The sequence below is a fragment of the Pseudomonas sp. 273 genome, assembly GCF_029201425.1.
In the GTDB taxonomy this organism is placed as follows: Bacteria; Pseudomonadota; Gammaproteobacteria; order Pseudomonadales; family Pseudomonadaceae; genus Pseudomonas; species Pseudomonas delhiensis.
Genome location: NZ_CP116775.1, coordinates 1,173,248 through 1,198,531, shown reverse-complemented (window position 1 = coordinate 1,198,531; position 25,284 = coordinate 1,173,248). Strand labels below are relative to the sequence as shown.

At 66.4% G+C, this 25,284-nt stretch carries 28 protein-coding genes and 1 pseudogene; 15 read left to right on the top strand and 14 right to left on the bottom strand.

Annotated features, from left to right (window positions below; genetic code table 11):
• Nucleotides 1-3: 3 nt before the first annotated feature.
• The 5 genes from ruvA to PKO50_RS05860 all read right to left on the bottom strand — a co-directional run bounded on the left by ruvA (nt 4) and on the right by PKO50_RS05860 (nt 4,142).
• A complete protein-coding gene (ruvA, locus tag PKO50_RS05880; RefSeq protein WP_043267535.1) occupies nt 4-609 on the bottom strand; it encodes a Holliday junction branch migration protein RuvA in 606 nt (201 codons plus the stop codon).
• A gap of 26 nt (nt 610-635) precedes the next feature.
• A complete protein-coding gene (ruvC, locus tag PKO50_RS05875) occupies nt 636-1,160 on the bottom strand; it encodes a crossover junction endodeoxyribonuclease RuvC (protein ID WP_089394039.1) in 525 nt (174 codons plus the stop codon).
• An 84-nt stretch (nt 1,161-1,244) separates the two neighbouring features.
• Nucleotides 1,245-1,991, bottom strand: a complete 747-nt coding sequence (locus PKO50_RS05870) for a YebC/PmpR family DNA-binding transcriptional regulator (RefSeq protein ID WP_009616929.1) — start codon at nt 1,989-1,991, stop codon at nt 1,245-1,247.
• A gap of 65 nt (nt 1,992-2,056) precedes the next feature.
• Nucleotides 2,057-3,835 (bottom strand): aspartate--tRNA ligase, encoded by a 1,779-nt coding sequence (gene aspS, locus PKO50_RS05865; RefSeq protein WP_275629112.1) that lies wholly within the window; start codon nt 3,833-3,835, stop codon nt 2,057-2,059.
• 43 nt (nt 3,836-3,878) lie between these two features.
• A complete protein-coding gene (locus tag PKO50_RS05860) occupies nt 3,879-4,142 on the bottom strand; it encodes a zinc ribbon domain-containing protein (RefSeq protein ID WP_109935641.1) in 264 nt (87 codons plus the stop codon).
• Nucleotides 4,143-4,359: 217 nt separating this feature from the next.
• Between PKO50_RS05860 and PKO50_RS05855 the strand changes: the two genes are divergently transcribed.
• From PKO50_RS05855 to PKO50_RS05850, 3 genes and pseudogenes are all read left to right on the top strand, one after another.
• On the top strand, nt 4,360-4,830 hold the full coding sequence (locus PKO50_RS05855; RefSeq protein ID WP_275629111.1) for a Dps family protein: 471 nt from the start codon (nt 4,360-4,362) through the stop codon (nt 4,828-4,830).
• Nucleotides 4,831-5,046: 216 nt separating this feature from the next.
• Nucleotides 5,047-5,352 (top strand): annotated as a pseudogene (locus tag PKO50_RS34065) (cold shock domain-containing protein membrane protein); the annotation flags it as partial.
• A gap of 60 nt (nt 5,353-5,412) precedes the next feature.
• Nucleotides 5,413-5,643, top strand: a complete 231-nt coding sequence (locus tag PKO50_RS05850) for a cold-shock protein (protein WP_134163507.1) — start codon at nt 5,413-5,415, stop codon at nt 5,641-5,643.
• 982 nt (nt 5,644-6,625) lie between these two features.
• Here PKO50_RS05850 and PKO50_RS05845 read toward each other — a convergent pair.
• Together PKO50_RS05845 and PKO50_RS05840 are read right to left on the bottom strand one after the other, a co-directional pair.
• Nucleotides 6,626-6,832 (bottom strand): SlyX family protein, encoded by a 207-nt coding sequence (locus PKO50_RS05845; RefSeq protein WP_089394044.1) that lies wholly within the window; start codon nt 6,830-6,832, stop codon nt 6,626-6,628.
• Nucleotides 6,833-6,837: 5 nt separating this feature from the next.
• A complete protein-coding gene (locus PKO50_RS05840; protein WP_089394045.1) occupies nt 6,838-7,260 on the bottom strand; it encodes an HIT domain-containing protein in 423 nt (140 codons plus the stop codon).
• Between the two features lie 705 nt (nt 7,261-7,965).
• On the opposite strand from PKO50_RS05840, the gene PKO50_RS05835 reads away from it, so the two are divergent.
• From PKO50_RS05835 to PKO50_RS05825, 3 genes are all read left to right on the top strand, one after another.
• A complete protein-coding gene (locus tag PKO50_RS05835; RefSeq protein ID WP_275629110.1) occupies nt 7,966-9,303 on the top strand; it encodes an OprD family porin in 1,338 nt (445 codons plus the stop codon).
• Between the two features lie 171 nt (nt 9,304-9,474).
• Nucleotides 9,475-11,190 carry a proline--tRNA ligase gene (locus PKO50_RS05830; protein ID WP_109935646.1) on the top strand — a complete coding sequence of 572 codons (1,716 nt, stop codon included), beginning with the start codon at nt 9,475-9,477 and terminating at the stop codon, nt 11,188-11,190.
• A gap of 8 nt (nt 11,191-11,198) precedes the next feature.
• The gene (locus tag PKO50_RS05825) at nt 11,199-12,149 is read left to right on the top strand and encodes a hypothetical protein (protein WP_275629109.1); all 951 of its coding nucleotides are present in this window, start codon (nt 11,199-11,201) and stop codon (nt 12,147-12,149) included.
• 34 nt (nt 12,150-12,183) lie between these two features.
• Here PKO50_RS05825 and PKO50_RS05820 read toward each other — a convergent pair whose 3' ends face one another.
• Together PKO50_RS05820 and PKO50_RS05815 are read right to left on the bottom strand one after the other, a co-directional pair.
• Nucleotides 12,184-12,459 carry an acylphosphatase gene (locus PKO50_RS05820; RefSeq protein WP_109935648.1) on the bottom strand — a complete coding sequence of 92 codons (276 nt, stop codon included), beginning with the start codon at nt 12,457-12,459 and terminating at the stop codon, nt 12,184-12,186.
• Entirely contained in the window at nt 12,459-12,929 is a 471-nt protein-coding gene (locus PKO50_RS05815) for a TlpA disulfide reductase family protein (protein WP_109935649.1), read from the bottom strand. Before PKO50_RS05815 ends, PKO50_RS05820 begins: the two co-directional genes overlap by 1 nt.
• Before the next feature lie 30 nt (nt 12,930-12,959).
• Between PKO50_RS05815 and PKO50_RS05810 the strand changes: the two genes are divergently transcribed.
• Together PKO50_RS05810 and PKO50_RS05805 are read left to right on the top strand one after the other, a co-directional pair.
• Entirely contained in the window at nt 12,960-14,372 is a 1,413-nt protein-coding gene (locus PKO50_RS05810) for a PilZ domain-containing protein (RefSeq protein WP_109935650.1), read from the top strand.
• 178 nt (nt 14,373-14,550) lie between these two features.
• Nucleotides 14,551-14,949: a hypothetical protein gene (locus PKO50_RS05805; RefSeq protein WP_275629108.1), complete on the top strand. Its 399-nt coding sequence runs from the start codon at nt 14,551-14,553 to the stop codon at nt 14,947-14,949.
• 3 nt (nt 14,950-14,952) lie between these two features.
• On the opposite strand, the gene PKO50_RS05800 is transcribed toward PKO50_RS05805, so the two are convergent.
• Nucleotides 14,953-15,150, bottom strand: coding sequence for a hypothetical protein (locus PKO50_RS05800; protein WP_109935833.1), 198 nt, complete (start codon nt 15,148-15,150; stop codon nt 14,953-14,955).
• A gap of 158 nt (nt 15,151-15,308) precedes the next feature.
• Nucleotides 15,309-16,538: a YihY family inner membrane protein gene (locus PKO50_RS05795; protein WP_109935652.1), complete on the bottom strand. Its 1,230-nt coding sequence runs from the start codon at nt 16,536-16,538 to the stop codon at nt 15,309-15,311.
• A gap of 113 nt (nt 16,539-16,651) precedes the next feature.
• On the opposite strand from PKO50_RS05795, the gene arsC reads away from it, so the two are divergent.
• From arsC to PKO50_RS05780, 3 genes are read left to right on the top strand one after another with little or no spacing between them, the layout of a single operon-like run.
• Entirely contained in the window at nt 16,652-17,005 is a 354-nt protein-coding gene (arsC, locus tag PKO50_RS05790) for an arsenate reductase (glutaredoxin) (RefSeq protein ID WP_109935653.1), read from the top strand.
• On the top strand, nt 17,002-17,598 hold the full coding sequence (wrbA, locus tag PKO50_RS05785; protein WP_009616906.1) for an NAD(P)H:quinone oxidoreductase: 597 nt from the start codon (nt 17,002-17,004) through the stop codon (nt 17,596-17,598). Before arsC ends, wrbA begins: the two co-directional genes overlap by 4 nt.
• The gene (locus PKO50_RS05780) at nt 17,599-18,018 is read left to right on the top strand and encodes a DUF2069 domain-containing protein (RefSeq protein WP_109935654.1); all 420 of its coding nucleotides are present in this window, start codon (nt 17,599-17,601) and stop codon (nt 18,016-18,018) included. It abuts the gene before it with no gap.
• 575 nt (nt 18,019-18,593) lie between these two features.
• Here the strand turns inward: PKO50_RS05780 and hda are convergent.
• Together hda and PKO50_RS05770 are read right to left on the bottom strand one after the other, a co-directional pair.
• Nucleotides 18,594-19,301 carry a DnaA regulatory inactivator Hda gene (hda, locus tag PKO50_RS05775; RefSeq protein WP_009616904.1) on the bottom strand — a complete coding sequence of 236 codons (708 nt, stop codon included), beginning with the start codon at nt 19,299-19,301 and terminating at the stop codon, nt 18,594-18,596.
• A gap of 146 nt (nt 19,302-19,447) precedes the next feature.
• The gene (locus PKO50_RS05770) at nt 19,448-20,488 is read right to left on the bottom strand and encodes a DUF2066 domain-containing protein (protein WP_275629107.1); all 1,041 of its coding nucleotides are present in this window, start codon (nt 20,486-20,488) and stop codon (nt 19,448-19,450) included.
• A 214-nt stretch (nt 20,489-20,702) separates the two neighbouring features.
• On the opposite strand from PKO50_RS05770, the gene purM reads away from it, so the two are divergent.
• Genes purM through PKO50_RS05755 form a run of 3 tightly spaced genes read left to right on the top strand, consistent with a single transcriptional unit; the run spans nt 20,703 to nt 23,141 of the window.
• A complete protein-coding gene (gene purM / locus PKO50_RS05765) occupies nt 20,703-21,764 on the top strand; it encodes a phosphoribosylformylglycinamidine cyclo-ligase (protein WP_275629106.1) in 1,062 nt (353 codons plus the stop codon).
• Nucleotides 21,764-22,414, top strand: a complete 651-nt coding sequence (gene purN / locus PKO50_RS05760; RefSeq protein WP_275629105.1) for a phosphoribosylglycinamide formyltransferase — start codon at nt 21,764-21,766, stop codon at nt 22,412-22,414. Before purM ends, purN begins: the two co-directional genes overlap by 1 nt.
• Nucleotides 22,415-22,424: 10 nt before the next feature.
• Nucleotides 22,425-23,141 (top strand): DUF3108 domain-containing protein, encoded by a 717-nt coding sequence (locus PKO50_RS05755; RefSeq protein WP_275629104.1) that lies wholly within the window; start codon nt 22,425-22,427, stop codon nt 23,139-23,141.
• A gap of 57 nt (nt 23,142-23,198) precedes the next feature.
• On the opposite strand, the gene PKO50_RS05750 is transcribed toward PKO50_RS05755, so the two are convergent.
• Complete coding sequence (locus PKO50_RS05750; RefSeq protein WP_109935659.1) at nt 23,199-23,738, bottom strand: DUF2058 domain-containing protein; 540 nt, start codon at nt 23,736-23,738, stop codon at nt 23,199-23,201.
• A 164-nt stretch (nt 23,739-23,902) separates the two neighbouring features.
• Here PKO50_RS05750 and PKO50_RS05745 point away from each other — a divergent pair, with 164 nt between their 5' ends.
• Nucleotides 23,903-24,835: an aspartyl/asparaginyl beta-hydroxylase domain-containing protein gene (locus PKO50_RS05745; RefSeq protein ID WP_275629103.1), complete on the top strand. Its 933-nt coding sequence runs from the start codon at nt 23,903-23,905 to the stop codon at nt 24,833-24,835.
• Nucleotides 24,836-25,284: the final 449 nt, after the last annotated feature.

The following is a 25,284-nucleotide window of genomic DNA, read 5'->3' as shown; positions in this document are numbered from 1 at the left end:
GGATCAGACCATGCCCTTGAGCGAGCGGCGGATGAGTTCTTCGCTGGACAAATCTTTTTCCTCCACGGCGGCCACGGCGCGGCTCGCCTCCTGGGGCTTGAAGCCTAGCGCGATCAGCGCGCTGACGGCATCCGCCTCGGCGCTTGAGACTGTTGCGGCCAGTTTCGGTTCCGTCACCAGGGGGGCGATGGTCGGCATGTTCTCCCAGGCCTTGAAGCGGTCCTTGAGCTCCACCAGCAGGCGCTCGGCGGTCTTCTTGCCGACCCCGGGGATCTTCACCAGGGTGGAAGTATCCTGCGCCTGCACGCAACGCACCAGCTCATCCACTTCCAGGCCCGACATCAGGGCCAGCGCCAGCTTGGGGCCGACGCCGTTGAGCCGGATCAGCTCGCGGAACAGCTCGCGCTCGCGCTTCTCGGCGAAGCCGTAGAGCAGGTGGGCGTCCTCGCGCACCACCAGGTGCGTGTGCAGGGTCACCGGCTCGCCGAGGGCGGGCAGGCGATAAAGGGTGGTCATCGGCACTTCCAGCTCGTAGCCGATGCCGTTGACGTCGAGGATCAGGTGCGGCGGCTGCTTTTCCGCCAGGGTGCCACGCAGGCGTCCAATCACGGCTCAGGGTCCTTGCAGGTTGTCGGTTACAGACGCAGGCGCCCGCCGCGACGGCGCGCCGTCGTCAGGCCATGGGGCACCAGGCTCTGCCGGGTGTGGGCGTGGCACAGGGCGATGGCCAGGGCGTCGGAGGCGTCGATCTGCGGCTTCTGCGTCAGCTTCAGCAGGTGCATGACCATCATCTGGACCTGCAGCTTGTCGGCCCCGCCGGTACCGGCGATGGCCTGCTTGACCTGGCTGGCGGTGTATTCGGCGATCTCCAGCCCCTCCTCCGCCGCCGCCACTATGGCCGCGCCGCGGGCCTGGCCGAGCTTGAGCGCGGAGTCGGCGTTGCGCGCCATGAACACCTGCTCGATGCCCATCATGGTCGGGTGGTAGGTCTGGATGACCTCGCGCACGCCGCGGAAGACGATCTGCAGGCGCTCATGCAGGGCGCCGCTGCCGGTGCGGATGCAGCCGGAGGCGACGTATTCGCAGCCGCGGCCGGTGTCCCTCACCACGCCGAAGCCAGTGATGCGCGAGCCGGGGTCGATGCCTAGGATCAGGGTCATATGCCGGAAACCAGAAGCAGGAAGCCGGAGCGGTCGAATCCGACGGCTCCGGCTTCCGGCCCGAGGCCCCTGTCGGGGATGGCGTCAGCCAAGCTGCGCCATCACCTCTTCGGGGATGTCCGCGTTGGAGTAGACGTTCTGCACGTCGTCCAGGTCCTCGAGCATGTCGATCAGCTTGAGCACCTTCTGCGCGGTCTCCAGGTCCAGGGTAGCGGTGGTCGAGGGGATCATCGAGATCTCCGCTTCCTCGCCCTTGAAGCCGGCGGCGGTCAGCGCCTCGTTCACCGCGATGAAGTCGGCGAAGCTGGTGAAGACGTCGATGGAGCCGTCGTCGTTGGTCACCACGTCGTCGGCGCCGGCCTCCAGGGCCGCCTCCATCAGGGCATCCTCGTCGACGCCGGGGGCGAAGCTGATCTGCCCCTTGCGGTCGAACATGTAGGCCACCGAGCCATCGGTGCCGAGGTTGCCGCCGCACTTGCTGAAGGCATGGCGCACTTCCGCCGCGGTGCGGTTGCGGTTGTCGGTCATGGCCTCGACGATGATCGCCACGCCGCTGGGCGCGTAACCTTCGTAGGTCAGCTCCTCCATGTTGTCCGCGTCGTTGGAGCCCGCGCCACGGGCGATCGCGCGGTCGATGGTGTCGCGGGTCATGTTGGCGGTCAGCGCCTTGTCCACGGCCAGGCGCAGACGCGGGTTGTCAGCCGGGTTGCCGCCGCCCTGCTTGGCGGCGACCGTCAGTTCGCGGATCAGCTTGGTGAAGATCTTCCCGCGCTTGGCGTCCTGACGCTCCTTGCGGTGCTTGATGTTGGCCCATTTGGAATGACCAGCCATAACTCACTCCGTCTAGCTTGTTGCGGCGGCGGCGCAGGGGTTGCGCCGCCGCGGTTCATCTGGAATTACTCGGCGGCCTTCTGCTGCTCGCGCAGGCGGATGTGCAGCTCGCGCAGGGCCTTGCCGTCCACGGTGCCCGGCGCCTGGGTCATGACGTCGCCGGCGCTCTGGGTCTTCGGGAAGGCGATCACTTCGCGGATCGACGCGGCGCCGGTCATCAGCATCACCAGGCGGTCCAGGCCGAAGGCCAGGCCACCGTGGGGCGGCGCGCCGTACTTGAGGGCGTCCAGGAGGAAGCCGAACTTCTCTTCCTGCTCGGCATCGTCGATGCCCAGCACGCGGAACACCGCCTGCTGCATGCCCTTGTCGTGGATACGGATGGAGCCGCCGCCCAACTCGGTGCCGTTGAGCACCATGTCGTAGGCGCGGGACAGCGCGCTGGCCGGGTTGGCCTCCAGCTCTTGCGGGCTGCACTTGGGCGAGGTGAACGGGTGGTGCAGCGAGGTCAGGCTGCCGTCGTCGTTCTCTTCGAACATCGGGAAGTCCACGACCCACATCGGCGCCCACTCCTTGGTGAGCAGCTTGAGGTCATGGCCGACCTTGATGCGCAGGGCGCCCAGGGCGTCGCAGACGACTTTCGCCTTGTCGGCGCCGAAGAACACGATGTCGCCATCCACGGCGCCGACGCGATCGAGGATCACGTTCAGGTTGGCCTCGGGGATGAACTTGACGATCGGCGACTGCAGGCCCTCGACGCCCTTGGCGCGCTCGTTGACCTTGATGTAGGCCAGGCCCTTGGCGCCGTAGATGCCGACGAACTTGGTGTAGTCGTCGATCTGGCTGCGCGGCATGGCGGCGGCGCCCGGCACGCGCAGGGCGGCGACGCGGCCCTTGGGATCGTTGGCCGGGCCGGAGAAGACCTTGAACTCCACGTCCTTCAGCTGGTCGGCGACGTCCACCAGCTCCAGCGGGATGCGCAGGTCCGGCTTGTCCGAACCGTAGCGGCGCATGGCCTCTTCGAAGGGCATGTGCGGGAATTCGTCGAACTCGACGTCCAGCACTTCCTTGAACAGCTGGCGCACCATCTTCTCGGTGATGGCGATGATGTCGCTCTCGTCGAGGAAGCTGGTCTCGATGTCGATCTGGGTGAATTCCGGCTGGCGGTCGGCGCGCAGGTCCTCGTCGCGGAAGCACTTGGCGATCTGGTAGTAGCGGTCGAAGCCGGCCACCATCAGCAGTTGCTTGAACAGCTGGGGCGACTGCGGCAGGGCGAAGAAGTGGCCCGGGTAGGTGCGGCTGGGCACCAGGTAGTCGCGCGCGCCCTCGGGGGTCGGGCGGCCGAGGATCGGCGTCTCGACGTCGAGGAAGCCGTTGTCGTCCAGGTAGCGGCGGATGCTGCTGGTGATGCGCGCACGCAGCTTCAGCTTGGCGGCCATTTCCGGGCGGCGCAGGTCGATGAAGCGGTAGCGCAGGCGGGTTTCCTCGCCAACATCGGAATATTCGTCCAGCGGGAACGGCGGCGTCTCAGCCTGGTTCAGCACTTCCAGCTCGTAGCCCAGCACCTCGATGGCGCCGGAGGCCATGTTCGCGTTGACCGCGCCGGACGGACGCGGACGCACCTTGCCGGTGATCTTCACCACGTACTCGCTGCGCACGCGGTCGGCCTTGGCGAAGGTTTCCGCGCGATCGGGGTCGAACACCACCTGGGCCAGGCCTTCGCGGTCACGGATGTCGAGGAAGATCACCCCGCCGTGGTCGCGGCGGCGGTGCACCCAACCGCAAAGCGTGACTTCCTGGCCGTCCAGGCTCTCGTTCAATTGGCCGCAATAGTGGCTGCGCATCATGGTGTGTTTCGCTTCTCGCAAGTCTTGGATTCGAGGGAACCGCTCATTCGCCGGCGGCACAGGCGCCCGAGCCGCAGCCCGTGGCGGGGCAGGCGGACTCGGCGGACGCCAGGTTCTTCTTCGCGCCGGTCTTGAAGTCGGTTTCGTACCAGCCGCCGCCGCTCAGGCGGAAACCGGGGACGGAGACCATCTTCTTCAATTCCGGGGCCTGGCAGGCCGGGCAATCGACCAGCGGCGCATCGCTGAGCTTCCGCATGGCTTCCAGCTGATGGCCGCAGGAACGGCACTGGTATTCGTAAATCGGCATCGGGACACCTTGGCTGCTATCTGGCCGCGGGCCCGCATCCCGCGGCAAAGGCGCGGATTATAGCCTGAAAAAACCATGACTTGCAGCCGCCCTCCGGCGGCGGCCGCGTCGCAGCCCCTGATAGAAATCGACTATCGGATGCTTTGATTCAAACCAGGATGGGCGCACCCGCGTGCGTGATAGCCTGACCAGGAATTTTCACCAAGAGGAAGACGCCATGGAAATCGACATCGGCATCGCCGAACAGGACCGCGCCGCCATCGCCGAAGGGCTCTCGCGCCTGCTGGCCGATACCTACACCCTCTACCTGAAGACCCACAACTTCCACTGGAACGTCACCGGGCCGATGTTCAACACCCTGCACCTGATGTTCGAGGGGCAGTACACCGAACTGGCCCTGGCGGTGGACGGCATCGCCGAGCGCATCCGCGCCCTCGGCTTCCCGGCGCCGGGCACCTACGCCGCCTACGCCCGCCTTTCCTCTATAAAGGAAGAGCAGGACGTGCCGGACGCCCAGGAAATGATCCGCCTGCTGGTCCAGGGCCAGGAAGCCGTGGTGCGCACCGCGCGCAGCATCTTCCCGCTGGCCGACCAGGCATCCGACGAACCCACCGCCGACCTGCTGACGCAACGCATGCAGGTCCACGAGAAGACCGCCTGGATGCTGCGCAGCCTGCTTGCCCACTGAAACCACCCCACCGAGCCCGGCATCACGCCGGGCTCACCTCCCCCGCCCAAGGCGCTAAGCGGTTGATTTGAGAAGGTTACCGGTTTGCTGTTAAATACCGCCCGTGCGTACCGCGCATAGGCTGCCGGCCTCTTTCAGGTCATCTTCATCGCTGCGAACCAGACCGCCCGACCGGCTGCTTCTCTTTACGCTTACCGCTCAAGGTGAATCCATAACATGCTGAAAATCGTCCACCTGCTGACGGGCGTTGCCGCCCTCGTGTTGTCCTTCGCGCCTTCGCTGCGCGCCGATGCCATCCCCTACCTGCAAAATGCCGATGCCGTCTACCTGGCCCTGCTCGGCCTGACCGCCCTGCTGCTCACCCCCGCCAGCCAGCGGGTACAACAGCTGCAGAGCCTGGTATCGGCGCTGATCGCCCTGGCCGTGGTCCTGCAGATCCTCATCCTGCTGGCCCCGCTGCCCTCCATCGGCGACCAGCCCGCCATCGTCCTGCCCCTGCTGATCCTCGCCATCGCCGTGGTCCTGCAACTCGCCGGCCGGCTGCAGAAGCGCCCCAGCGCGAGCGCAGAGCCCGAAGCCCCGATCAGCGACGAGAACCGCGAGACCGGCACCGTGAAGTGGTTCAACACCTCCAAGGGCTTCGGCTTCATCTCCCGCGACACCGGCGAGGACATCTTCGTGCACTTCCGCGCCATCCGCGGCGAAGGCCACCGCATCCTCATCGAGGGCCAGCGCGTGGAGTTCTCCGTGGTGCAACGCGACAAGGGCCTGCAGGCGGAGGACGTGATCGCCGCCCTGCCCGGCCGCCGCTGACGGGCAAGCAGAAACGCGGAAGCCCGTTGATGGGTGTAATGCTGTTTGCTTAAAACAGGATGCCGTTTCTTCTTATGGGGAAACGGCATTTTCATGTGGGGTGGGGTCATGGTTCTGCTCGCAGGGCCTTCGTCCCTTGTCCCGACCTCATGCTCCGCCCCTCGTCATTCCCGCGAATGCGGAAACCCAAGGATGTCGGGCTTGGGTGTAACGCGCCGCTCCGAGTGCTCGGATGTCTCTCGTTTCGCCCCCTCGGGCGAGTCACTTCTTTCAAACGCCAAAGAAGTAACCAAGAAGGCTTGCCCCGCATACGGGCCCGATGGAGCCGGGCTACCCTCGCGAACTCCCCCGCCACGGAGGCCCGCCCCGAGGGTACGTCCCTGTAGCCCATCGGGGCTCTCGCGACATCCATGTCGCATGACCTCCTGAGCGCCGGTTTCGCTCGGCCTTCTGAAGGGGCGTTCCGGTGCGCGCGGAGGTTTCGCTGGAAACCCGTAGGGCGCATAACGCCTACGGCGTTATCCGCCAAATCGCGGACGGAGTCCGCTCCTACGGTTCCAGGAAGCACGATCGTAGGGGCAACCGTCTTCTGGGCTCCGTCGTTCGCGGGAGTGACTGGATCGAAATTCGCGTCTCACATGTCGCCCAATTGTAGGAGCGGGCCCTGCCCGCGAATCGCGCGCAGGGCGCGCTCCTACAGGTGGGACAGCGGTGGCGGGGTAGGACTTTGTCCGCGATTGGACTCCCCGGCCACGCCGGACACCCCGGTGGCACGGACGGCGGCGGATAACCGCGAACGGTTATTCGCCCTACGGACTTGCCGGCTGACGCTGCGTTATCCGCTTGCTCGGGACAGCCCCCTCTCCCGCTTGCGGGAGAGGGTTGGGGAGAGGGAGCGGGCTCAACCCCAAAACCCACTCCCACCGGCAGACACCAGACACAACACCCCACATAAACGGCATTACGCCACCCACGACCACCATCAATAGTGCGGCGGCGGCGCCTCGTCCTCGGCGATACCGACCTGCCCCTGCAGGTCGTCCAGGCGCTTGAGCAGCGCCTGCATCTGCAGACGCAGGCGCTCGATCAGGCGCTCCTGCTCGTAGACCACGTCGCTCAGCGTCTGCAGGGCATCGTCCTGGAACGCCAGGCGACTCTCCAGGTCGGTCACCCGCTCTTCAAGGTTCATGGCATTCACTCCTCGAAACGAAAGCCGTCGCCCAGCGCCATGCGCAGCTTGCCGCGCACCGCCAGCAGTTCCTCGGCGGTGTAGGGGCGCGCCGGGTGCCGGCCCCAGACGGGGCCCGGCCAGGCCGCGTCGTCCCGGCGCCGCACGATCACGTGCATGTGCAGCTGGCTGACCACGTTGCCGAGGTTGGCGACGTTCATCTTGTCGGCCTTGAAGGTGTCCTTGAGCACTTCCGCCAGGTGGGTGGCCTCGCGCCACAGCTCCTGCTGCTCGTCCGGCGCCAGCTGGAAGATCTCGCTGACATCGGCGCGGCGCGGCACGAGGATGAACCAGGGGTACTGCGCATCGTTCATCAGCAGCAGGCGGCTCAGGGGAAAGTCGCCCAGCGCGATGGTGTCCTGCTGCAGGCGGGAATCCAAGACGAACATCTGACTTCTCCTGTTCGACCAGTCTTTGAAGGGAAGCTTAGCCCCCTCGGGGCGCTGGGCGCGCAGGATACTAGAGGCAGGCGCGGAACGGCAGCCACGGCGCAGTTGCGCGGCACCCTATTCGTGCACTGCGCCAAATCGGGGCACTTTCCGACAACAGGGAAGCAGAGGCATCTGCTGTCTACTGAAAGGAACCTGGCAGGAAAACCCCGGCTTCTCGAACGAACCTGCAACCCCGGACAAGCGCCGGGCGTGTAGGAGAAGTCGCAAATATTTCCGCAACATCTTGAAATCCGCGCGCCAACGGCATACACCGTGCAGCATCCGGAGCGATGGCGAAACCTTCGCGGAGCCGAAACGGCTTTTGAGCACGGATGTTGCTAGATGCTCGCCACCGGGAAGAACAACAAAAGCGCGGATCGCAATTGAACAAAAAACAACCAGAAGATACGCGACACCACCAAGGGGAAATAAAACAAGCGAGCGTCAAGTCGTCGCATAACCAGATTCTCAAGATGAGACCTACTTGGAAGCGACACTTGTCATACATGTTTGCGACAGTGCCATAAAGAAACCGTTTGAAGTTTCCGGCAACTATCGCCAAGACAACACGCGTGCTATAAGTTAGCGCCGACAAGAAGAACGAGCCGTCACCGCGGCACATAAGTGATGGCAGATAATTTCAAAACCAAAGGAGCAATCACGATGAAAGTGATGAAGTGGAGCGCCATTGCCCTGGCGATTTCTGCAGCCACCTCGCAACTGGCCATGGCCGAAGCCTTCGTCAGCGATCAAGCGGAGTCCAAAGGCTTTGTCGAAGACAGCAGCCTGAACTTCCTGGTCCGCAACTACTACTTCAACCGTGACAACAAGAACGGTAGCACTGACCAGCGCGACTGGACCCAGGGCTTCTGGGGTAACTTCAGTTCCGGTTTCACCCAAGGTACCGTAGGTTTCGGTGTTGACGCCTTCGGCTATCTGGGTCTGAAACTCGATGGCGGCAGCGGTTATGGCGGCACCGGCAACCTGCCGGTCCATGATGACGGCGAAAAAGCAGACTCCTTCGGCAAGGCCGGCGCTGCGCTGAAGATTCGCGTATCCAAAACCGAGCTGAAACTGGGTGACATGCAGCCGACCGCTCCGGTATTCGCCGTCGGCGGTACCCGTCTGCTGCCGCAAACCGCCAGCGGCATCAGCCTGATGAGCAGCGAAATCCAGGGCCTCGACCTGGAAGCCGGTCACTACTATTCCGGTACCGGCCAGGACACCACCAACCGCGACGGCAAGCTGACCGCTACCTACGCCTGGTACGGTGACGAAAACCTGGACGCCCGCACTGTCGATTTCGTTGGCGGCAAGTACGCCTTCACCGACAACTTCAGCGCCTCGCTGTACGGCTCCAAGTTCAAGGACGTGTGGAACCAGTACTACACCAACCTGAACTACACCCTGCCGATCGCTGACGATCAGTCCCTGGGCTTCGATTTCAACTACTATCGCACCACCGATTCCGGCAGCGCGAAAGCAGGCGACATCGACAACAACACCTTCTCGCTGGCGGCCGCTTACACCCTCAGCGCACACACCTTCACCCTGGCCTTCCAGAAGGTCAACGGCGATACCCCGTTCGACTACCTCGGCGTAGGCGACAACAACGCCGGCGGCGACTCGATCTTCCTCGCCAACTCCGTCCAGTACTCCGACTTCAACGGCCCGGGCGAAAAATCCTGGCAGGCTCGCTACGACCTGAACATGGCTGAATACGGTGTACCCGGCCTGACCTTCATGACCCGCTACATCACTGGTAAGGATATCGATGGCACCCACATCGACCCGACCAGCGTGTATGCAGCCTACGGTTACGGCGAAGACGGCAAGCACCACGAAACCGACCTGGAAGCCAAGTACGTGGTTCAGAGCGGCCCGGCGAAGGACCTGTCCTTCCGCATCCGCCAAGCCTGGCACCGCGCCAACACCGACCAGGCCGAAGGCGACAACAACGAGTTCCGCCTGATCGTCGACTACCCGCTGTCCGTTCTGTAACCGGAACGACCGCAGGTCAAGAAAAGCCCGGCCCCGCGCCGGGCTTTTCCTTTTCCGCGCCTCGTCCCGCCGCGATATCCGGCTCCCCCGGCCGCGCCCTGTACGGCGCTGGGCACGCACCGTACAATGCCCCGTCCCTTTCTTTTCCTCGCTATCGAATAACGGCCAACCATGCGTACCAGTCAGTACCTGCTGTCCACCCTGAAAGAAACCCCTGCCGATGCCGTGGTGATCAGCCACCAGCTGCTGCTGCGCGCCGGCATGATCCGCAAGCTGGCCTCGGGTCTGTACACCTGGCTGCCGATGGGCCTGCGGGTGCTGCGCAAGGCCGAGACCATCGTCCGCGAGGAAATGAACGCCGCCGGCGCCCTGGAAGTGCTGATGCCGGCCGTGCAGCCCGCCGAGCTGTGGCAGGAGTCCGGCCGCTGGCAGCAGTACGGCCCCGAGCTGCTGCGCCTGAAGGACCGCCATGACCGCGAGTTCTGCGTCGGCCCGACCCACGAAGAAGTGATCACCGACCTGGCGCGCAACGAACTGTCCAGCTACAAGCAGCTGCCGATCAACTTCTACCAGATCCAGACCAAGTTCCGTGACGAGATCCGTCCGCGCTTCGGCCTGATGCGCGGCCGCGAGTTCATCATGAAGGACGCCTACTCCTTCCACATGAACCAGGAATCGCTGCAGCAGACCTACGACGGCATGTACGCGGCATACTGCAAGATATTCACCCGCCTGGGCCTGGATTTCCGCCCCGTGCAGGCCGACAACGGCTCCATCGGCGGCAGCGGCTCCCACGAATTCCACGTGCTGGCCAACTCCGGCGAGGACGACATCGTCTTCAGCGACAGCTCCGACTACGCCGCCAACATCGAGAAGGCCGAGGCCATCCCGCGTGAAACCGTGCGCGGCGCCGCCACCGAGGAACTGCGCCTGGTCGACACCCCGGACACCAAGACCATCGCCGACCTGGTGGAGAAGTTCGGCCTGGCCATCGAGAAGACCATCAAGACCCTGGTGGTGCGTGGCGCCGAGGAAGGCAAGCTGGTCGCCCTGGTGGTCCGTGGCGACCACGAGCTGAACGAGATCAAGGCCGCCAACCAGCCCCTGGTCGCCAGCCCCCTGCAGATGGCCAGCGAAGCCGAGATCAAGGCCGCCATCGGCGCCGCCCCCGGCTCCCTCGGCCCGCTGAACCTGCCGCTGCCCTGCATCGTCGACCGCTCGGTGGCCCTGATGAGCGACTTCGCCATCGGCGCCAACCTCGACGACAAGCACTACTTCGGCGTGAACTGGGAACGCGACCTGCCGCTGCCGGAAGTCGCCGACCTGCGCAACGTCGTCGCCGGCGACCCCAGCCCCGACGGCAAGGGCACCCTGGTGATCCGCCGCGGCATCGAGGTCGGCCACATCTTCCAGCTCGGCACCAAGTACAGCGAGGCGATGGGCCTGTCCGTGCTCAGCGAGCAGGGCAAGCCGGTCACCCTGATCATGGGCTGCTACGGCATCGGCGTATCCCGCGTGGTCGCCGCGGCCATCGAGCAGAACAACGACGAGCGCGGCATCCTCTGGCCGGCCGCCCTGGCGCCCTTCCAGGTCGCCATCGTGCCGCTGAAGTACGAGACCGAAAGCGTGCGCGCGGCCACCGACAAGCTCTATGCCGAGCTGACCGCCGCCGGCTACGAGGTGCTGCTGGACGACCGCGACAAGAAGACCAGCCCCGGCGTGAAGTTCGCCGACATGGAGCTGATCGGCATCCCGCACCGCATCGTGGTCAGCGACCGCGGCCTGGGCGAAGGCACCCTGGAGTACAAGGGCCGTCGCGACAGCGAGTCGCAGAACGTCGCCGTGGCCGATGTCATGGACTTCCTCAAGGCGAAGATCGGCAACTGAGCAGCGCGATGTCCCGAAGCACCACCCTCAAGGTTGCCGCCCTGTGCGGCAGCCTTGCATTGAGCGGCTGCGCCAACCAGATGTCGCAGCGCAGCGAGCACGAGGAACGCGTCGAGCGCAAGCTGCTCGACCACAGCCTGCAGATCGACGTCGGCGAGCCCGGCGTCCTGCAGCTGCCGCAGCGCCGCGTGCGCGTGCAGGAGCAGAAGACCTTCGAGGTCACCACCTTCGAGGTCACCCGCCGCTACGACCGCTACACGCCCTACCAGGGCTGGCGCGAATTCTACGAAGTGCCGCTGGGCGCGGTGACCTTCGTCGCCGGCATCGGCGCCAACGTGGTCAACGTGTTCGCCCTGGGCAACCTGCCGGAAAGCGTCACCCGCGGCTGGATCAGCTACGGCATCGACGGCATGAACCCGTTCATGAACGTGCAGTCCAACGGCCGCGCCGAGCAGAACCTGGCCAGCATCGACGAGCAGCGGCGCAACAGGCACACCGAGTACTCCAGCCTGCCCTGGGCCGAGCGTCCGGTGCAGGTGAGCGTGGGCAAGGAAACCCAGGAACTGCTGACCGACCGCCACGGCATCCTGCGCCTGAACCTGCTGGACAGCCCCTTCAGCGACGACGCCGTGTACCGCGCCGGGCGCCTGCAACTGAGCGTACGCGATGCCCAGGACAGTGCCCATGCCGAAGCCGGCCTGCTGGTCAGCCCGACGCTGCGGGGCAAGCTGCACGAAGCCCACGCGCTGATCTACGACGACCTGGAAGGCGAAGACGTGCAGCACTGGGTGCACCGCGTCAAGCGCCTGTCCGACCTCGGCCTGGAAGAGGAAGCCAGCGAGCTGGAACAGAGCCTGATCGAGCTGACGCGCAACGATCCGGAGCTGCAGAAGGAATTCCTCCAGCACCTGCTGAGCGACGCCGGCCGCCTGGCTGCGGACCCCGGCGCCAACAACTGAGCCCGCGCCGGCGCATCGGGCGCCGGCGCCGGGTTCAACGCCGGACGATGAAGCCGGTGATGCCCTGGGCCGGCATGTCCTGCAACGCCACGTCCGTCACCTGGGCCTTCTCCGGCCCCTGGTGCAGCCACTCGCGCAGCGCGTGGACGGCACTCTCCTCCCCCTCGATCAGCACCTCGACCCGCCCATCGGGCAGGTTGCGCACCCAGCCGTCGATGCCCAGCCGGTCGGCCTGCTCCTGGGTGCCCTGGCGGTAATAGACACCCTGCACGTACCCACTGACAAAGCCATGCATGCAGATTCTCGCCATCAGCGTTTCTCCTCCTGCAGGGCCAGCAGGCGCGCCTGTACGCCGCTGGCCGTCTGTTCGCCCAGCATGCGCTCGCGCACCTGGCCCTTGGCGTCGACTATGTAGGTCACCGGCAGCGCCTCGCTGTGCGGCAACTTGAAGCGCGGCGCCGGGTCGTCGGCCAGCACCGTGTAGCGGATGCCCAGGTCCTGCGCGGCCTTGCTCAGCTCGGCGTCACGCAGGCCATCGTAGTTGACGCCCAGCACCCGCACGCCCTTGTCCCGATTGTCCTCCGCCAGGCGATTGAGCTCGGGCACTTCCTTGCGGCAGGGCACGCACCAGTCGGCCCAGTAATTGATGACTAGCCACTGGCCATCTAGGCTTGCTGTGGGTACCTTCTTTCCATACTGATCGACGCCGTAATCCGCCGAGCAGCCGGCCAGGATCAGGCCGGCCAACAGTCCACTGACAAAACGGAGCCGTACTCCCATGCCTTCAGTCCTCGTGTATGCGGGGTGGTCATGATGCTCTCAGCCCTGCGCCTGGAAGTGCCGGACATCCTGGAAGACAACGGCGACGCAGCGAGCAACCTGGCGGCAGGACTGGCGCAAGCCCGGCGGCTGCCCTTGCACGAAGGTCTGCAGCACTGCCTGGGCGTCCTCTTCCGGCTCAACCGTTGCGCCCTGACCTTACTGGAAAGGCAGCGCGCGCTGCAAAGCCTCGCCGAAGAATATCGCCACTACACCCGGCTGATCCGCGCCGAGAAGGCGCCCCCGGCGCTCTTCGTGCACCTGTGCGGCGAACTGGCCGCCGGCTTCAAGCGCCTGCTGCTGCAGATACTCAACGGCCACAAGCCCTCGCGCCCGCACCTGGCCTGGTGCCTGTACATGGCCGAGCACTTCCTCGCCCAGGCCCTGCTGCGCCACTACCAGCAGTACCAGCAGCCGCCGGGCTCGCTGTGGCGCGACAGCCACCTGCTGTACTGGATAGGCGAGTACCAGCAGTGCCTCGACGAACCCATCGCCGCCGCCTTCGAACCCACCCCGGCCGGCACCCTGCGGGGCCTGTACCAGCAGTCCCTGCTGCTGGCGCTGAGCAACCCCTTCCACCTCACCGAGGGCGAGGCGCCACACCTGTTCAGCGCCCTCGCCCCGCTGGCCGGCCTGGCCCGGCTGCAGGACTGGGACGACGAGGAAGAGGAACAGGACGGCTACCTGGTGGACCTGGGCGACGATCGCCCCTGCCTGGGCTTCGACCAGAAGCCCGCGGCACCGGCCGAACAACTGCGCCGCCTGGAACTGGGCGCGCTGCTGATCGCCCTGCACGACCCGGCACCCCTGCGCCCGGCGGCAGAGAACCAGTTGCTGGAGCGGGTCCGGCCCCACTGGCTGGGCCACCAGCCGCGCCGCCATACCCGCGCCGAGAAGCAGGCGAGCTGCCAGGTGGTGATCGGCCTGACGGCCATCCAGGCCCACCTGCTAGCTGGCGCCGCCAGCAGCTGCGAGGCGCAGATGGCCGACTGCAGCCCCGGCGGGGCCCGCATCGTCTGCCAGGGCAGCCAGGCGCAGCGCCTGCCGGTCGGGCAACTGCTGCTGATCCTCGACCAGCCGGGTTCGCCGATCCTGGCGATGGTGCGCTGGCGCCACCTCAACGGCGACGGCCTGCACCTGGGCCTGCGCTTCCTCAAGGGCCTGCCACGGCCGGCGTGGCTGCGCCGCACGCCTGACGCACAACGTCACCCGGCGGTCCTGCAGAGCACCCCCGAACCGGGCAACGGCTGGTACCACGGCATCTGGCTGCCCCAGGGGCAATTCGTCGAGGGCGAGAACCTCTGGCTGCAGTTGGCCAGTTTCGACAACCAGACCATCCTCCCGCTGCCCACGGCCAACCTGACCACGCCACTGGTCAGCCGGCATCCGCTGCGGCTGGGCTGATGTCGCCAATTGGGAACCAGATCACAGCCGGGATCGGCAACATGCACGTTTTGCCGGCTTGACGCTTCCTATAATGCCGAGGCTTGCGGAAATCTACTTTCCGCATGTCCTACACGCCCTGTCGAAGAACATGCTGGCGCAATGTACGCCGGCCGATGCCCATTCATGGAATAGACCGATGCAGCCCACGGATCAGATCGTCAGCCGGGTGCCCGAACACATCGTGGCCAATGCCAGGCCCCTCGGCATGGGGAACGGCGGCCGGGCTTGCGACTACAACGTCGCCGCCTGGCTGCAGGTGCCGGGCATGGCCCAGCTGCCGGTGACGCTGCTGGCCTGCTACGGCGACGGCGAGCGGCAGCACGAGGTGGTGATCGACCACGGCACCCTCAATGCCAGCGGACGCATACTGCTGTCGGGCATCGCGCGGCTACCGTACCGGTACAGGATCGACAACCTGCAGATCAGGCTGCGTTCGGCGGTGGGACTCTCGCGCCTGACGGTGGAAGAACTCTTCGTCCAGGCGGTGGAACAGATCGCCAGCGACCAGCGGATCAACGCCGGCCAGCTGTCGTAGCTTTCAGCCCAGCTGACGGGCGGGTTCGCCAACGGGCTCGGCACTGCCGGCAGCCTGCTCCTCGAGCGCGGCATGGACGCTGGGCAGCAGGGACTCCGGCCAGCTGCTGAACTGCAGACCGGTGATTCTATTCAGCCGCTCCAGGGCGCTCTGCGGGTCGCGCTGGTGCAGGTGTACGACTTTGTTCAGGTCTTTGTTCATGAAGATGCGGGCCTTCTCGGAACTTCTGGGGAACACCACTGTCCTGAACCGGCTATAGCCAGAAGCGTGCCAAACTTTCGAGGCCCGCGATTCCACGCATTTCCATCCCCGTCCCGCCGCTACCGGCATTCCGTTTCGCCGCAAACTGACCTTTTACGTCACCTGGAATGTGACGGACTCAACCATTCTGCGAGGCTGCCGCCGAACAGCGCCTCGCGCTCCGCCTGATAGCGCTGCAAGGCCTCGCGGAGCGGCGGGTACCAGTCGTCCGGCAGGCTGTCCGGCAGCGTTTCCAGGCAGGGCAGCGGCCAGGGGCAGCGGTTGAGCAGGCGATGCAGGCTGTAGCTGCCCAGGTCGCGGCAGAGCACCCAGGTATCGTCGCTGCCGCCCGAGCGGCAGACCATCTGCTCGCGTTCGAGGAAGGCCAGCATCTCCTCCCATTCGTCCTCCGGCAGCATCCAGCCAGCCCGGTGCAGGTGGGCCAGGCGCGTCGCCTCGCCCTGCCGCTGGCGCTCGTAGAACACCCGCAGCACGCCCAGCAGCACCAGCAGCCGCGGCAACGCCCTGCGCCGCCACAGGCGCGTCGAGGACAGGTTGCAGACCAGCTCGGCGCCGAACAGCACTATCAGCCAGGACAGGTAGATCCACAGCAGGAACAGCGGCACCGTGGCGAAAGCGCCATAGATCAGCTTGTAGCCGGGGAACAGGCCGACGTAGAGGCCGAACAGCGACTTGGCCGCCTCGAACAGGAAAGCCGTCAGGGCGCCGCCGGCCAGGGCATGGCGTGGCGGCACGCGGGCGTTGGGCACCGCGGCGTAGATCAGGGTGAAGGCCGCCACGCTGAACAGCAGCGGCATGAACTTCAGCAGCATGCCGGCGCCGGGCAGCGCATGGGGCCCGGACAGCAGCGACAGCGAAGTGACGTAGGTGGAAACCGCGAAGCCGGCGCCCAGCAGCAGCGGCCCCAGGCTGAGGATCGCCCAGTACAGCAGGAAGCGCGTCACCCCGCGGCGCGGCTTGCGTACCCGCCAGATTTCATTGAACACGCGCTCGATGGTCACCAGCATGCTGAACGCGGTGACCGCCAGGAAAGCCACCCCCAGCCAGGTCAGGTGGCGCGCCTGGACGATGAAGGCGCGCAGGTAGGTCTCCACCGCCTCGCCGGTGGACGGCACGAAGTTGTGGAAGATGAACAGCTGGATGCGCTCGCCCATGCCTTCGAAGGCGGGAATTGCCGAGACGATGGCGAAGGTCACGGTCATCATCGGCACCACGGCGAACAGCGTGGTGTAGGTCAGCGCGGCGGCGTGGCTGCTGACGCGGTCGGCGCGGAAACGCTGGAGGAGATAACGCCAGAACTCGATCAGGTTCTGCAGGCGCGGGTGCATGCTGTGTCCTTAAGTCGCGGGGCCGCCGGCCCGGCCGAACGCCGATGGTTCAGCCAACCCTCGGGAGGCGGTTAGAATAGCCGCCACTTTAACGGCCCAGCGAGCCCATGGATATGAGCCAACTGACACTTTTCCACAACCCGCGCTGCTCCAAGTCCCGTGGCGCCCTCGAACTGCTCGAGGCGCGCGGCCTGGCCCCGACCATCGTGCGCTACCTGGAGACGCCGCCCAGCGCTGCCGAACTCCAGGCGCTGCTCGGCAAGCTGGGCATAGGCGCGCGCCAGCTGCTGCGTACCGGCGAAGAGGAATACAAGACACTGGGCCTGGACGACCCGCAGCTCAGCGACGCCCAGCTGATCGAGGCCATGGCCGCCCATCCGAAGCTGATCGAACGGCCCATCCTGGTGGCCGGCGACAAGGCGGTGATCGGCCGGCCGCCGGAGAAGGTGCTGGAGATCCTGCCTTGAGCGCGCCCTACATCCTGGTGCTCTACTACAGCCGCCACGGCGCCACCGCCGAGATGGCCCGGCAGATCGCCCGGGGCATCGAGCAGGGTGGCCTGGAGGCGCGCCTGCGCACGGTGCCGGCGGTGTCCACCGAGTGCGAGGCGGTGGCCCCGGACCTGCCCGAGGAAGGCGCGCTCTACGCCACCCTGGACGACCTCAAGGACTGCGCCGGCCTGGCCATGGGCAGCCCGACGCGCTTCGGCAACATGGCCGCGCCGCTGAAGTACTTCCTCGACGGCACCAGCAGCCTGTGGCTGACCGGCGCCCTGGTGGGCAAGCCGGCGGCGGTGTTCACCTCCACCGCCAGCCTGCACGGCGGCCAGGAGACCACCCAGTTGTCCATGCTGCTGCCGCTGCTGCACCACGGCATGCTGGTCACCGGCATCCCCTACAGCGAACCGGCCCTGCTGGAGACCCGCGGCGGCGGCACGCCCTATGGCGCCAGCCACTTCGCCGGCGCCGACGGCAAGCGCGCCCTGGACGAACACGAGATCACCCTGTGCCGCGCGCTGGGCAAGCGCCTGGCCGAGGTCGCCGGCAAACTGGAGCGCTGAATGGCCCGCAAGAAGAAACCCCTGCCCTCCCTCGAGCACCTGCGCCCGCGCCTGGCCGCGAGCCGCGCGGTGAGCCTGGGCAGCCTGCTGGCGCTGGTCCTGCTGATCCTCATCTGGGGCCTGCTGTTCACCGACGCCCACGGCGCCCCGGACTGGGTGCCGAAGGTGTGGACCGCGCTGAAGCTGCTGCCGCTGCTGATCATCGCCCCGGGCATGCTGCTCGGTAGCGCCCGCGGCCACGCCTGGGCCTGCTACGTGGTGAACCTGTACTTCATCACCGGGGTGCTCAACACCTTCGAACCGGGCCAGCGCATCTACGGCTGGGCCGAGGTGCTGCTCAGCGTCAGCCTGTTCTGCGCTGCGCTGCTCTACACCCGCTGGCGCTTCCAGTACGAGCGCAAGCTTGCTGGAGAGGATTGAGGCTGGCATCGCGGACAGAGTCCGCTCCTACGGTTCCAGGAAGCACGGTCGTAGGAGCGGACTCCGTCCGCGATAGGCCGAGCCCCGCTGCGAAATCGCGGATGAACCCGCTCCTCCGGAGAAATACCGTGGCCCCCGGCTCCGTAGGGCGAATAACGCGAAGCGTTATCCGCCGACCGGACGGTTCATCCGGCACCCGGGTGGCCATGGCGCTCGAGACGACGGCGTATAACCGCGAACGGTTATACGCCCTACCCTACTGGAGAGGATTGAGGCTGGCATCGCGGACAGAGTCCGCTCCTACGGCTCCAGGGAAGCACGGTCGTAGGAGCGGACTCCGTCCGCGATAGGCCGAGCCCCGCTGCGAAATCGCGGATGAACCCGCTCCTCCGGAGAAATACCGTGGCCCACGGCTCCGTAGGGCGAATAACGCGAAGCGTTATCCGCCGACCAGATGGTTCATCCGCCACCCGGGTGGCCATGGCGCTCGAGACGACGGCGTATAACCGCGAACGGTTATACGCCCCACCCTACTTGCAGCTTTTGGCTTGAGGCTTTCCGCTCCCCGAAGGGGCCTACCAACCCAGCGTTTCCTTGAGGAAGGGAATGGTCAGCTTGCGCTGCGCCTGCAGCGAGGCCTTGTCCAGCTCGTCCAGCAGGTCGAAGAGGAATTCCATGCTGCGTGCGCCGCGGGTGAGGATGAAGCGCCCGACTTCGTCGGTCAGGTGCAGGCCGCGGCGCGAGGCGCGCAGTTGCAGGGCGCGGAGTTTTTCCTCGTCGGTCAGCGGGTGCAGCTGGAAGATCAGCGAGAGGGTCAGCCGCGACTTCAGGTCCGGCAGCTTGACCGGCAGCTCGCGCGGCGGCATCGAGGCCGCCAGCAGCAGGCGGCGGCCAGCGTCGCGCAGGCGGTTGAACAGGTGGAACAGCGCCTCCTCCCACTCCGGCAGGCCGGCCAGGGCCTCGATGTCGTCGAGGCAGACCAGCTCCAGCTGTTCGAGGTCGTCGAAGATCGCCGGGCCATACTGCACCAGTTCGGCCATGGGCAGGTACACCGAGGTCTCGCCGTACTGCTCGAAGCGCAGGCAGGCCGCCTGCAGCAGGTGGCTGCGCCCCACGCCCTCGACGCCCCACAGGTAGATGAGGCTTTCCGCCCAGCCGGCGTCGCAGTCGCACAGCCGCTCGACATACCCCAGCGCCGCGGCATTGGTGCCGGGGTAGAAGTTGGCGAAGGTGGCATCGTCGCGTAGGCGGATGCCCAGGGGGAGCTGCATAGGTTGTTTCATGTGCCGGGCGGGGCTTTTCTTCGAAAACGCTTACAGTGAAGCCGTACGGATCAAAAGTGTAACCAAATCATCATTTTGGCGCATCCGAAAAGGCGCCGGAGGCGCAGCATACTGCGAATCCGGCGCCAGGCCCACCCGCGGCGTCGCTACCAGCGGAAACGCATGACGTTGCTCGGCGCCGCGGGCTGCGCCGGCAGCGGCTGGCCGTTGGCGTCGAGCGCGGGCTGGGCCGGCTCGGCCGGGGCCTCCTGCAGGTGCGCCAGGCCCAGTTGGGCGCGCAGCTGGTCGGGGCTGGCGTTGAGGCGGTATTGCAGGTTGTCGCCCTGGGCCAGCAGCAGCTTCGCGCCCATGGGGTCGAGCAGCTTCTGCAGTTGGGCGTAGCGTTCGAGGTTGGCACCCTGCACCTGCAGGGTCAGGGCGCTTGCCGCGCCCGGCGCGCCGACGAAACGCGGCGCCAGGCGCTGGCTGACCGCCAGCATCACGGCATCGGCCAGGGCGTCCGGGCTGTCGCCCTGGGCCTGGCCCTGCTCGCGGGAGTCGCCCAGCCACAGGCGCCATTGGGCCTGCCACTTGCCGCCGTCTTCCTTGGCGTCGACCGCCAGCAGGCCGTCGGCGGAATAGCGCTCGGAGGCGGCACGCAGCGCATCGGGCTGCGCCGCGGTGATGTTCTGCGCGGTGCCCACGCCCTGCTCGGAGAGGTCGGCCATCGGCAGCAGCAGCGGCAGGCCACGGCGCTGGGCGGCGCGGTTGAGCGGCGCGGCGCCCTCCTGGCTGTCGCCCACCAGGCTGCTGCCGGCGGCGCTTTCGTTCAGCCACCAGGCCAGCAGGCTCGGGCGGTTGGCGCCCCAGACCGGCAGGCCGGCCTGGCGCAGGGCGTTGTTCACCGAGGTGGGGTCGAAGTCCACCACCAGGGCCAGCGGCGGGCCGTTCTCGTAGCCGTACTGGCTGATCAGCTGCTGCGGGTCCTTGAAGTAGCCGGCCAGCGCACCGCTCTGGATGGCGCGGGGGTCGCCGGTCAGGCGCAGCACCAGGGTCTGCAGCGCGCGGGACAGGCCGGCGCTGCGCTCGTCCGGCTGCTGCGAGGCCACCGGCTCGTGCACCTGGTAGAGGTCGCCCGGCGCGGCGGCGAAGGACGGCAGGGCGAGCAACGACAGGCAGAGGATCAACAGGCGGGCGGTAAGTCGCATGACAGGCTCTCGACGAACGGAAAAGGAAGGGAACGGCACCTGGCAAGCCCCTCCGGAAGGCCTATACCTTAAACAGCCCTCCGGTCAGCGGCAACAGCGCGAGATGGCCGCTGCCGGGCAAGCCTGATAAAATCCCGCGCCTCCCGCGAGGTCGCCGCGAATCCTTCGCGCCGCGGCCGGCAGACGAATCACTCCTATCTACAGGCCTGGATACATGAGCAGCAAGCAACCCTCGTTGAGCTACAAGGACGCCGGTGTGGACATCGACGCCGGCGAAGCCCTCGTCGAACGCATCAAAGGCGTCGCCAAGCGCACCGCGCGTCCTGAAGTCATGGGCGGCCTGGGCGGCTTCGGCGCGCTCTGCGAAATCCCGGCCGGCTACAAGCAGCCGGTGCTGGTGTCCGGCACCGACGGCGTCGGCACCAAGCTGCGCCTGGCGCTGAACCTGAACAAGCACGACAGCATCGGCCAGGACCTGGTCGCCATGTGCGTCAACGACCTGGTGGTCTGCGGCGCCGAACCGCTGTTCTTCCTCGACTACTACGCCACCGGCAAGCTCAACGTCGACGTCGCCGCCACCGTGGTGACCGGCATCGGCGCCGGTTGCGAGCTGGCCGGCTGCTCCCTGGTGGGCGGCGAAACCGCCGAGATGCCCGGCATGTACGAGGGCGAGGACTACGACCTGGCCGGCTTCTGCGTCGGCGTGGTGGAGAAGGCCGAGATCATCGACGGCTCGAAAGTGGTCGCCGGCGACGCCCTGATCGCCCTGCCCTCCTCCGGCCCGCACTCCAACGGCTACTCGCTGATCCGCAAGATCATCGAGGTCGCCGGCGCCGACATCGAGGCCACCCAGCTGGGCGGCAAGCCCCTGGCCGACCTGCTGATGGCGCCGACGCGCATCTACGTCAAGCCGCTGCTGCAACTGATCAAGCAGACCGGCGCGGTCAAGGCCATGGCCCACATCACCGGCGGCGGCCTGCTGGACAACATCCCGCGGGTACTGCCGGACAACGCCCAGGCGGTCATCGACGTGGCCAGCTGGCAGCGCCCGGCGGTGTTCGACTGGCTGCAGGAGAAAGGCAACGTCGACGAGCACGAGATGCACCGCGTGCTGAACTGCGGCGTGGGCATGGTCATCTGCGTCGCCCAGGACCAGGTCGACGCCACCCTCGCCTCGCTGCGCGCCTCCGGCGAGCAACCCTGGGTCATCGGCCGTATCGACGCCTGCGCCGCCGACGCCGAGCGCGTGGTGCTGAACAACCTGAAAGGCCACTGATGTCCCATCCTTGCAAGGTCGTGGTGCTGATTTCCGGCTCCGGCAGCAATCTGCAAGCACTGATCGACAGCCTGGCCGACGGCGCCACGCCGGCAACCATCCGCGCGGTGATTTCCAACCGCGCGGATGCCTACGGCCTGCAGCGCGCCGCCGCCGCCGGCATCGCCACCGAGGTCCTGGACCACAAGGGCTTCGCCGACCGCGAAGCCTTCGACGCCGAGCTGATCCGCCGCATCGACGCCCACGCCCCGGACCTGCTGGTCCTGGCCGGCTTCATGCGCATCCTCAGCCCGGCCTTCGTGCGCCATTACCACGGCCGCCTGCTGAACATCCATCCCTCGCTGCTGCCCAAGTACAAGGGCCTGCACACCCACCAGCGCGCGCTGCAGGCCGGTGACGCCGAGCACGGCTGCTCGGTGCACTTCGTCACCGAGGAACTCGACGGCGGCCCTCTGGTCGTACAGGCGGCAATCCCGGTAGAGTCGCAAGACACGCCGGAGACGCTCGCCGCGCGGGTGCACGTGCAGGAGCACCTGATCTACCCGCTGGCCATGCGCTGGTTCGCCGAAGGCCGTTTGCGCCTGGGCGAGCGAGGCGCCATGCTGGATGGCCAGGCGCTGCCGGCCACCGGCTACCCGTTCCGAACCTAGGAGATTCGCGATGCGTAGAGTCCTGCTGTTCCTGATGGCCCTGCTGACGTTGCCGGCCCATGCCGCCTCGTTCCAGATCAAGCCGTTCGAGGCCAGCTACACCGCGGACTGGAAACAGATGCCGCTGAGCGGGACCGCTTCCCGCAGCCTCAAACAAGGCGACGGGGGCAGCTGGGAACTCGACTTCCAGGCCTCCATGCTGCTCGCCAGCCTGAAGGAGAACAGTTCCTTCAAGATCGAGGGCGACACCTACCTGCCGCAGACCTACCACTGGGCCCGCGAGGGCCTGGGCAAGAACAAGTCCACCGACCTGCAGTTCAACTGGGCGCAGAAACAGGTCACCGGCAGCGACCGCGGCGACACCGTGCGCCTGCCGCTGAACCGCGGCCAGCTCGACAAGTCCACCTACCAGCTGGTGCTGCAGCATGACGTCGCCGTCGGCAAGAAGAGCATGAGCTACCAGGTGATCGAGGGTACCGACACCGATACCTACGACTTCCGCGTGCTCGGCGAGGAGAAGGTCGCCACCCAGGCCGGCCAGATCGACGCCATCAAGGTCGAGCGCGTGCGCGACCCGACCAAGAGCAACCGCAAGACCGTCCTCTGGTTCGCCAAGGACTGGGACTACCTGCTCGTGCGCCTGTACCAGCAGGAGACCGACGGCAAGGAGTACCAGATCATGCTCAAGGACGGCACCGTCGACGGCAAGCAGGTCAAGGGCTCGTAAGCGCCACCGCAACGAAAAAAGCCGGGCATCCGCCCGGCTTTTTCGTTTCTGCCCGTGTCACCACATGAGGTCGTCGGGCACCACGTAGTCCTTGTACGGATCGTCCTCGTCCGGCTCGCCGCTGGGCTCGTTGAGCAGCACCACGCGGCGCTCGTCGCGCTCCTGGATGCGCAGTGCGGCGTCGCGCGGGACTATCTCGTAGCGCCCGTCGTAGCTGACGATGGCCAGGCTGCCGCGGCTGAGCTTGTCGCGGATCAGGGCGTTCACCGCGATGCGCTTGACCTTCTTGGCGTCGACGAAGTTGTAGTAGTCGTCGCCCTCCATCTTGGGCAGGCGGGTGCCTTCGATCAGTTGCTTGATCTGCGCGACGCGGGCCTTCTTCTCGGCCTTCTCCTGCTGCTGGCGGTTCAGCTCCTGGTCACGGGCCAGCTTCTCGGCCTGGGCCTGCAGCGCGACCTGGCGCTGGCTATCGTCCTTCTCGGCCTGGCCCTTGTGCTCCAGGCGCTGCTGTTTCTGCTTCTGCTTGCTGGCCTGCTTGGCCTGCTTTTCGTTGACCAGCCCGGCTTTCAGCAGCTGGTCACGCAATGACATGCTCATTGGCTAACGACTCTCCGACAGCCCGCGAACTTTGACGCAGGACAATTCTAACGTGGCGGAAAATTCAGCGGCGACGCGCGCTGAGGGTATAATCCTCGGGCCTGTGCCGGCATTGCGCAAGTGGCCGGCCGTATTTCAGTCAAACAGGGCGGACTCGCCACCCCATGATCAAGCTCCTCGTCCTCGCGATCCTCGCCATCTTCCTCGTCGCCATCCTCTACGTGCACCTGCGCGGCAAGGTACGCCTGCCGTTCCTGCGCCAGGTGGTCAACCACTCGGCCTGGTTCGCCCCGTACAACTCGCTGATGTACCTGAATTCCAGCGTACCCTCCAAGCCGTACCTGGACCGCGAGCGCTTCCCGGAACTCGACAAGCTGCGCGACAACTGGCAGATGATCCGCGAGGAAGCCGAGCAGTTGTTCGACGAGGGCTACATCCGCGATGCCCTGAACAACAACGAGGCGGGCTTCGGTTCCTTCTTCAAGAAGGGCTGGACGCGTTTCTACCTGACCTGGTACGACGGCCCCCTGCCCTCCGCGCAGCGCCTGTGCCCGAAGACCGTGGAGCTGGTCAGCAGCATCCCCAACGTCAAGGGCGCGATGTTCACCCGCCTGCCGCCGAACAGCCACCTGAACAAGCACCGCGACCCCTACGCCGGCTCCCTGCGCTACCACCTGGGCCTGGCCACGCCGAACTCGGACGCCTGCCGCATCTTCGTCGACGGCCAGCCCTACGCCTGGCGCGACGGCGAGGACGTGATGTTCGACGAAACCTTCGTGCACTGGGTGAAGAACGAGACCGACGAATCACGCCTGATCCTCTTCTGCGACGTCGAGCGCCCGCTCAGGTCGCCACTGCTGACGCGCATCAACCGCCGCGTCAGCGCCTTCCTCGGCCGCGCCACCGCGCCGCAGAACGTCGACGGCGAGCGCGTCGGCGGGATCAACCAGGCCTACTCGGTGCTGATCCGCCTGGGCAACGCCGTGGGCGCCCAGGTGAAGAAGTTCAAGCGCCGCTATCCCAAGGCCTACCGCATCGGCCGGCCGATCCTGGCGGTGGTGCTGCTGGTGCTGCTGTTGCGCTGGATGTTCGGCTGAACCGTCCCGAGCCCGGCGTTCCGGCCAACGGCGGATAACCGCGAACGGTTATTCGCCCTACGTTCCAGGACAGTCCGCGTAGGGCGCATAACGCCTACGGCGTTATCCGCCGAATCGCGGACAGAGTCCTACAGGAAGCACGGGCGTAGGAGCGGGCTCTGCCCGCGAATCGCGCGCAGGGCGCGCTCCTACAGGTGGGACAGCGGTGGCGGGGTAGGAGCGGACTTTGTCCGCGATTGGACGCCCCGGTGGCACGAACAGCCCAGCTCGCTCCTACGAAAAGCAAAAGCCCCGCACCGCGGTAATGCTGTTCACTTAAGAAAAACGCCGCGACTCCCATGGGAGTCGCGGCGTTTTTCTTGGTCTGTTTTCTAGCCTCTGTGGGTCGATTCTGGTGTCGAGCCCCCTCGGAGTGGCTGAAAAACATACAAACAACCCGCTGCCAGATG

Bases quoted from the DNA above. Each gene is read 5' to 3' on its own strand.
- ruvC (WP_089394039.1), bottom strand. From the start codon at position 1,160: ATGACCCTGATCCTAGGCATCGACCCCGGCTCGCGCATCACTGGCTTC.
- PKO50_RS05870 (WP_009616929.1), bottom strand. From the start codon at position 1,991: ATGGCTGGTCATTCCAAATGGGCCAACATCAAGCACCGCAAGGAGCGT.
- aspS (WP_275629112.1), bottom strand. From the start codon at position 3,835: ATGATGCGCAGCCACTATTGCGGCCAATTGAACGAGAGCCTGGACGGC.
- PKO50_RS05860 (WP_109935641.1), bottom strand. From the start codon at position 4,142: ATGCCGATTTACGAATACCAGTGCCGTTCCTGCGGCCATCAGCTGGAA.
- PKO50_RS05855 (WP_275629111.1), top strand. From the start codon at position 4,360: ATGGAAATCGACATCGGCATCGCCGAACAGGACCGCGCCGCCATCGCC.
- PKO50_RS05845 (WP_089394044.1), bottom strand. From the start codon at position 6,832: ATGAACCTTGAAGAGCGGGTGACCGACCTGGAGAGTCGCCTGGCGTTC.
- PKO50_RS05840 (WP_089394045.1), bottom strand. From the start codon at position 7,260: ATGTTCGTCTTGGATTCCCGCCTGCAGCAGGACACCATCGCGCTGGGC.
- PKO50_RS05835 (WP_275629110.1), top strand. From the start codon at position 7,966: ATGAAAGTGATGAAGTGGAGCGCCATTGCCCTGGCGATTTCTGCAGCC.
- PKO50_RS05830 (WP_109935646.1), top strand. From the start codon at position 9,475: ATGCGTACCAGTCAGTACCTGCTGTCCACCCTGAAAGAAACCCCTGCC.
- PKO50_RS05825 (WP_275629109.1), top strand. From the start codon at position 11,199: ATGTCCCGAAGCACCACCCTCAAGGTTGCCGCCCTGTGCGGCAGCCTT.
- PKO50_RS05820 (WP_109935648.1), bottom strand. From the start codon at position 12,459: ATGGCGAGAATCTGCATGCATGGCTTTGTCAGTGGGTACGTGCAGGGT.
- PKO50_RS05815 (WP_109935649.1), bottom strand. From the start codon at position 12,929: ATGGGAGTACGGCTCCGTTTTGTCAGTGGACTGTTGGCCGGCCTGATC.
- PKO50_RS05810 (WP_109935650.1), top strand. From the start codon at position 12,960: ATGATGCTCTCAGCCCTGCGCCTGGAAGTGCCGGACATCCTGGAAGAC.
- PKO50_RS05805 (WP_275629108.1), top strand. From the start codon at position 14,551: ATGCAGCCCACGGATCAGATCGTCAGCCGGGTGCCCGAACACATCGTG.
- PKO50_RS05800 (WP_109935833.1), bottom strand. From the start codon at position 15,150: ATGAACAAAGACCTGAACAAAGTCGTACACCTGCACCAGCGCGACCCG.
- PKO50_RS05795 (WP_109935652.1), bottom strand. From the start codon at position 16,538: ATGCACCCGCGCCTGCAGAACCTGATCGAGTTCTGGCGTTATCTCCTC.
- arsC (WP_109935653.1), top strand. From the start codon at position 16,652: ATGAGCCAACTGACACTTTTCCACAACCCGCGCTGCTCCAAGTCCCGT.
- PKO50_RS05780 (WP_109935654.1), top strand. From the start codon at position 17,599: ATGGCCCGCAAGAAGAAACCCCTGCCCTCCCTCGAGCACCTGCGCCCG.
- hda (WP_009616904.1), bottom strand. From the start codon at position 19,301: ATGAAACAACCTATGCAGCTCCCCCTGGGCATCCGCCTACGCGACGAT.
- PKO50_RS05770 (WP_275629107.1), bottom strand. From the start codon at position 20,488: ATGCGACTTACCGCCCGCCTGTTGATCCTCTGCCTGTCGTTGCTCGCC.
- purM (WP_275629106.1), top strand. From the start codon at position 20,703: ATGAGCAGCAAGCAACCCTCGTTGAGCTACAAGGACGCCGGTGTGGAC.
- purN (WP_275629105.1), top strand. From the start codon at position 21,764: ATGTCCCATCCTTGCAAGGTCGTGGTGCTGATTTCCGGCTCCGGCAGC.
- PKO50_RS05755 (WP_275629104.1), top strand. From the start codon at position 22,425: ATGCGTAGAGTCCTGCTGTTCCTGATGGCCCTGCTGACGTTGCCGGCC.
- PKO50_RS05750 (WP_109935659.1), bottom strand. From the start codon at position 23,738: ATGAGCATGTCATTGCGTGACCAGCTGCTGAAAGCCGGGCTGGTCAAC.
- PKO50_RS05745 (WP_275629103.1), top strand. From the start codon at position 23,903: ATGATCAAGCTCCTCGTCCTCGCGATCCTCGCCATCTTCCTCGTCGCC.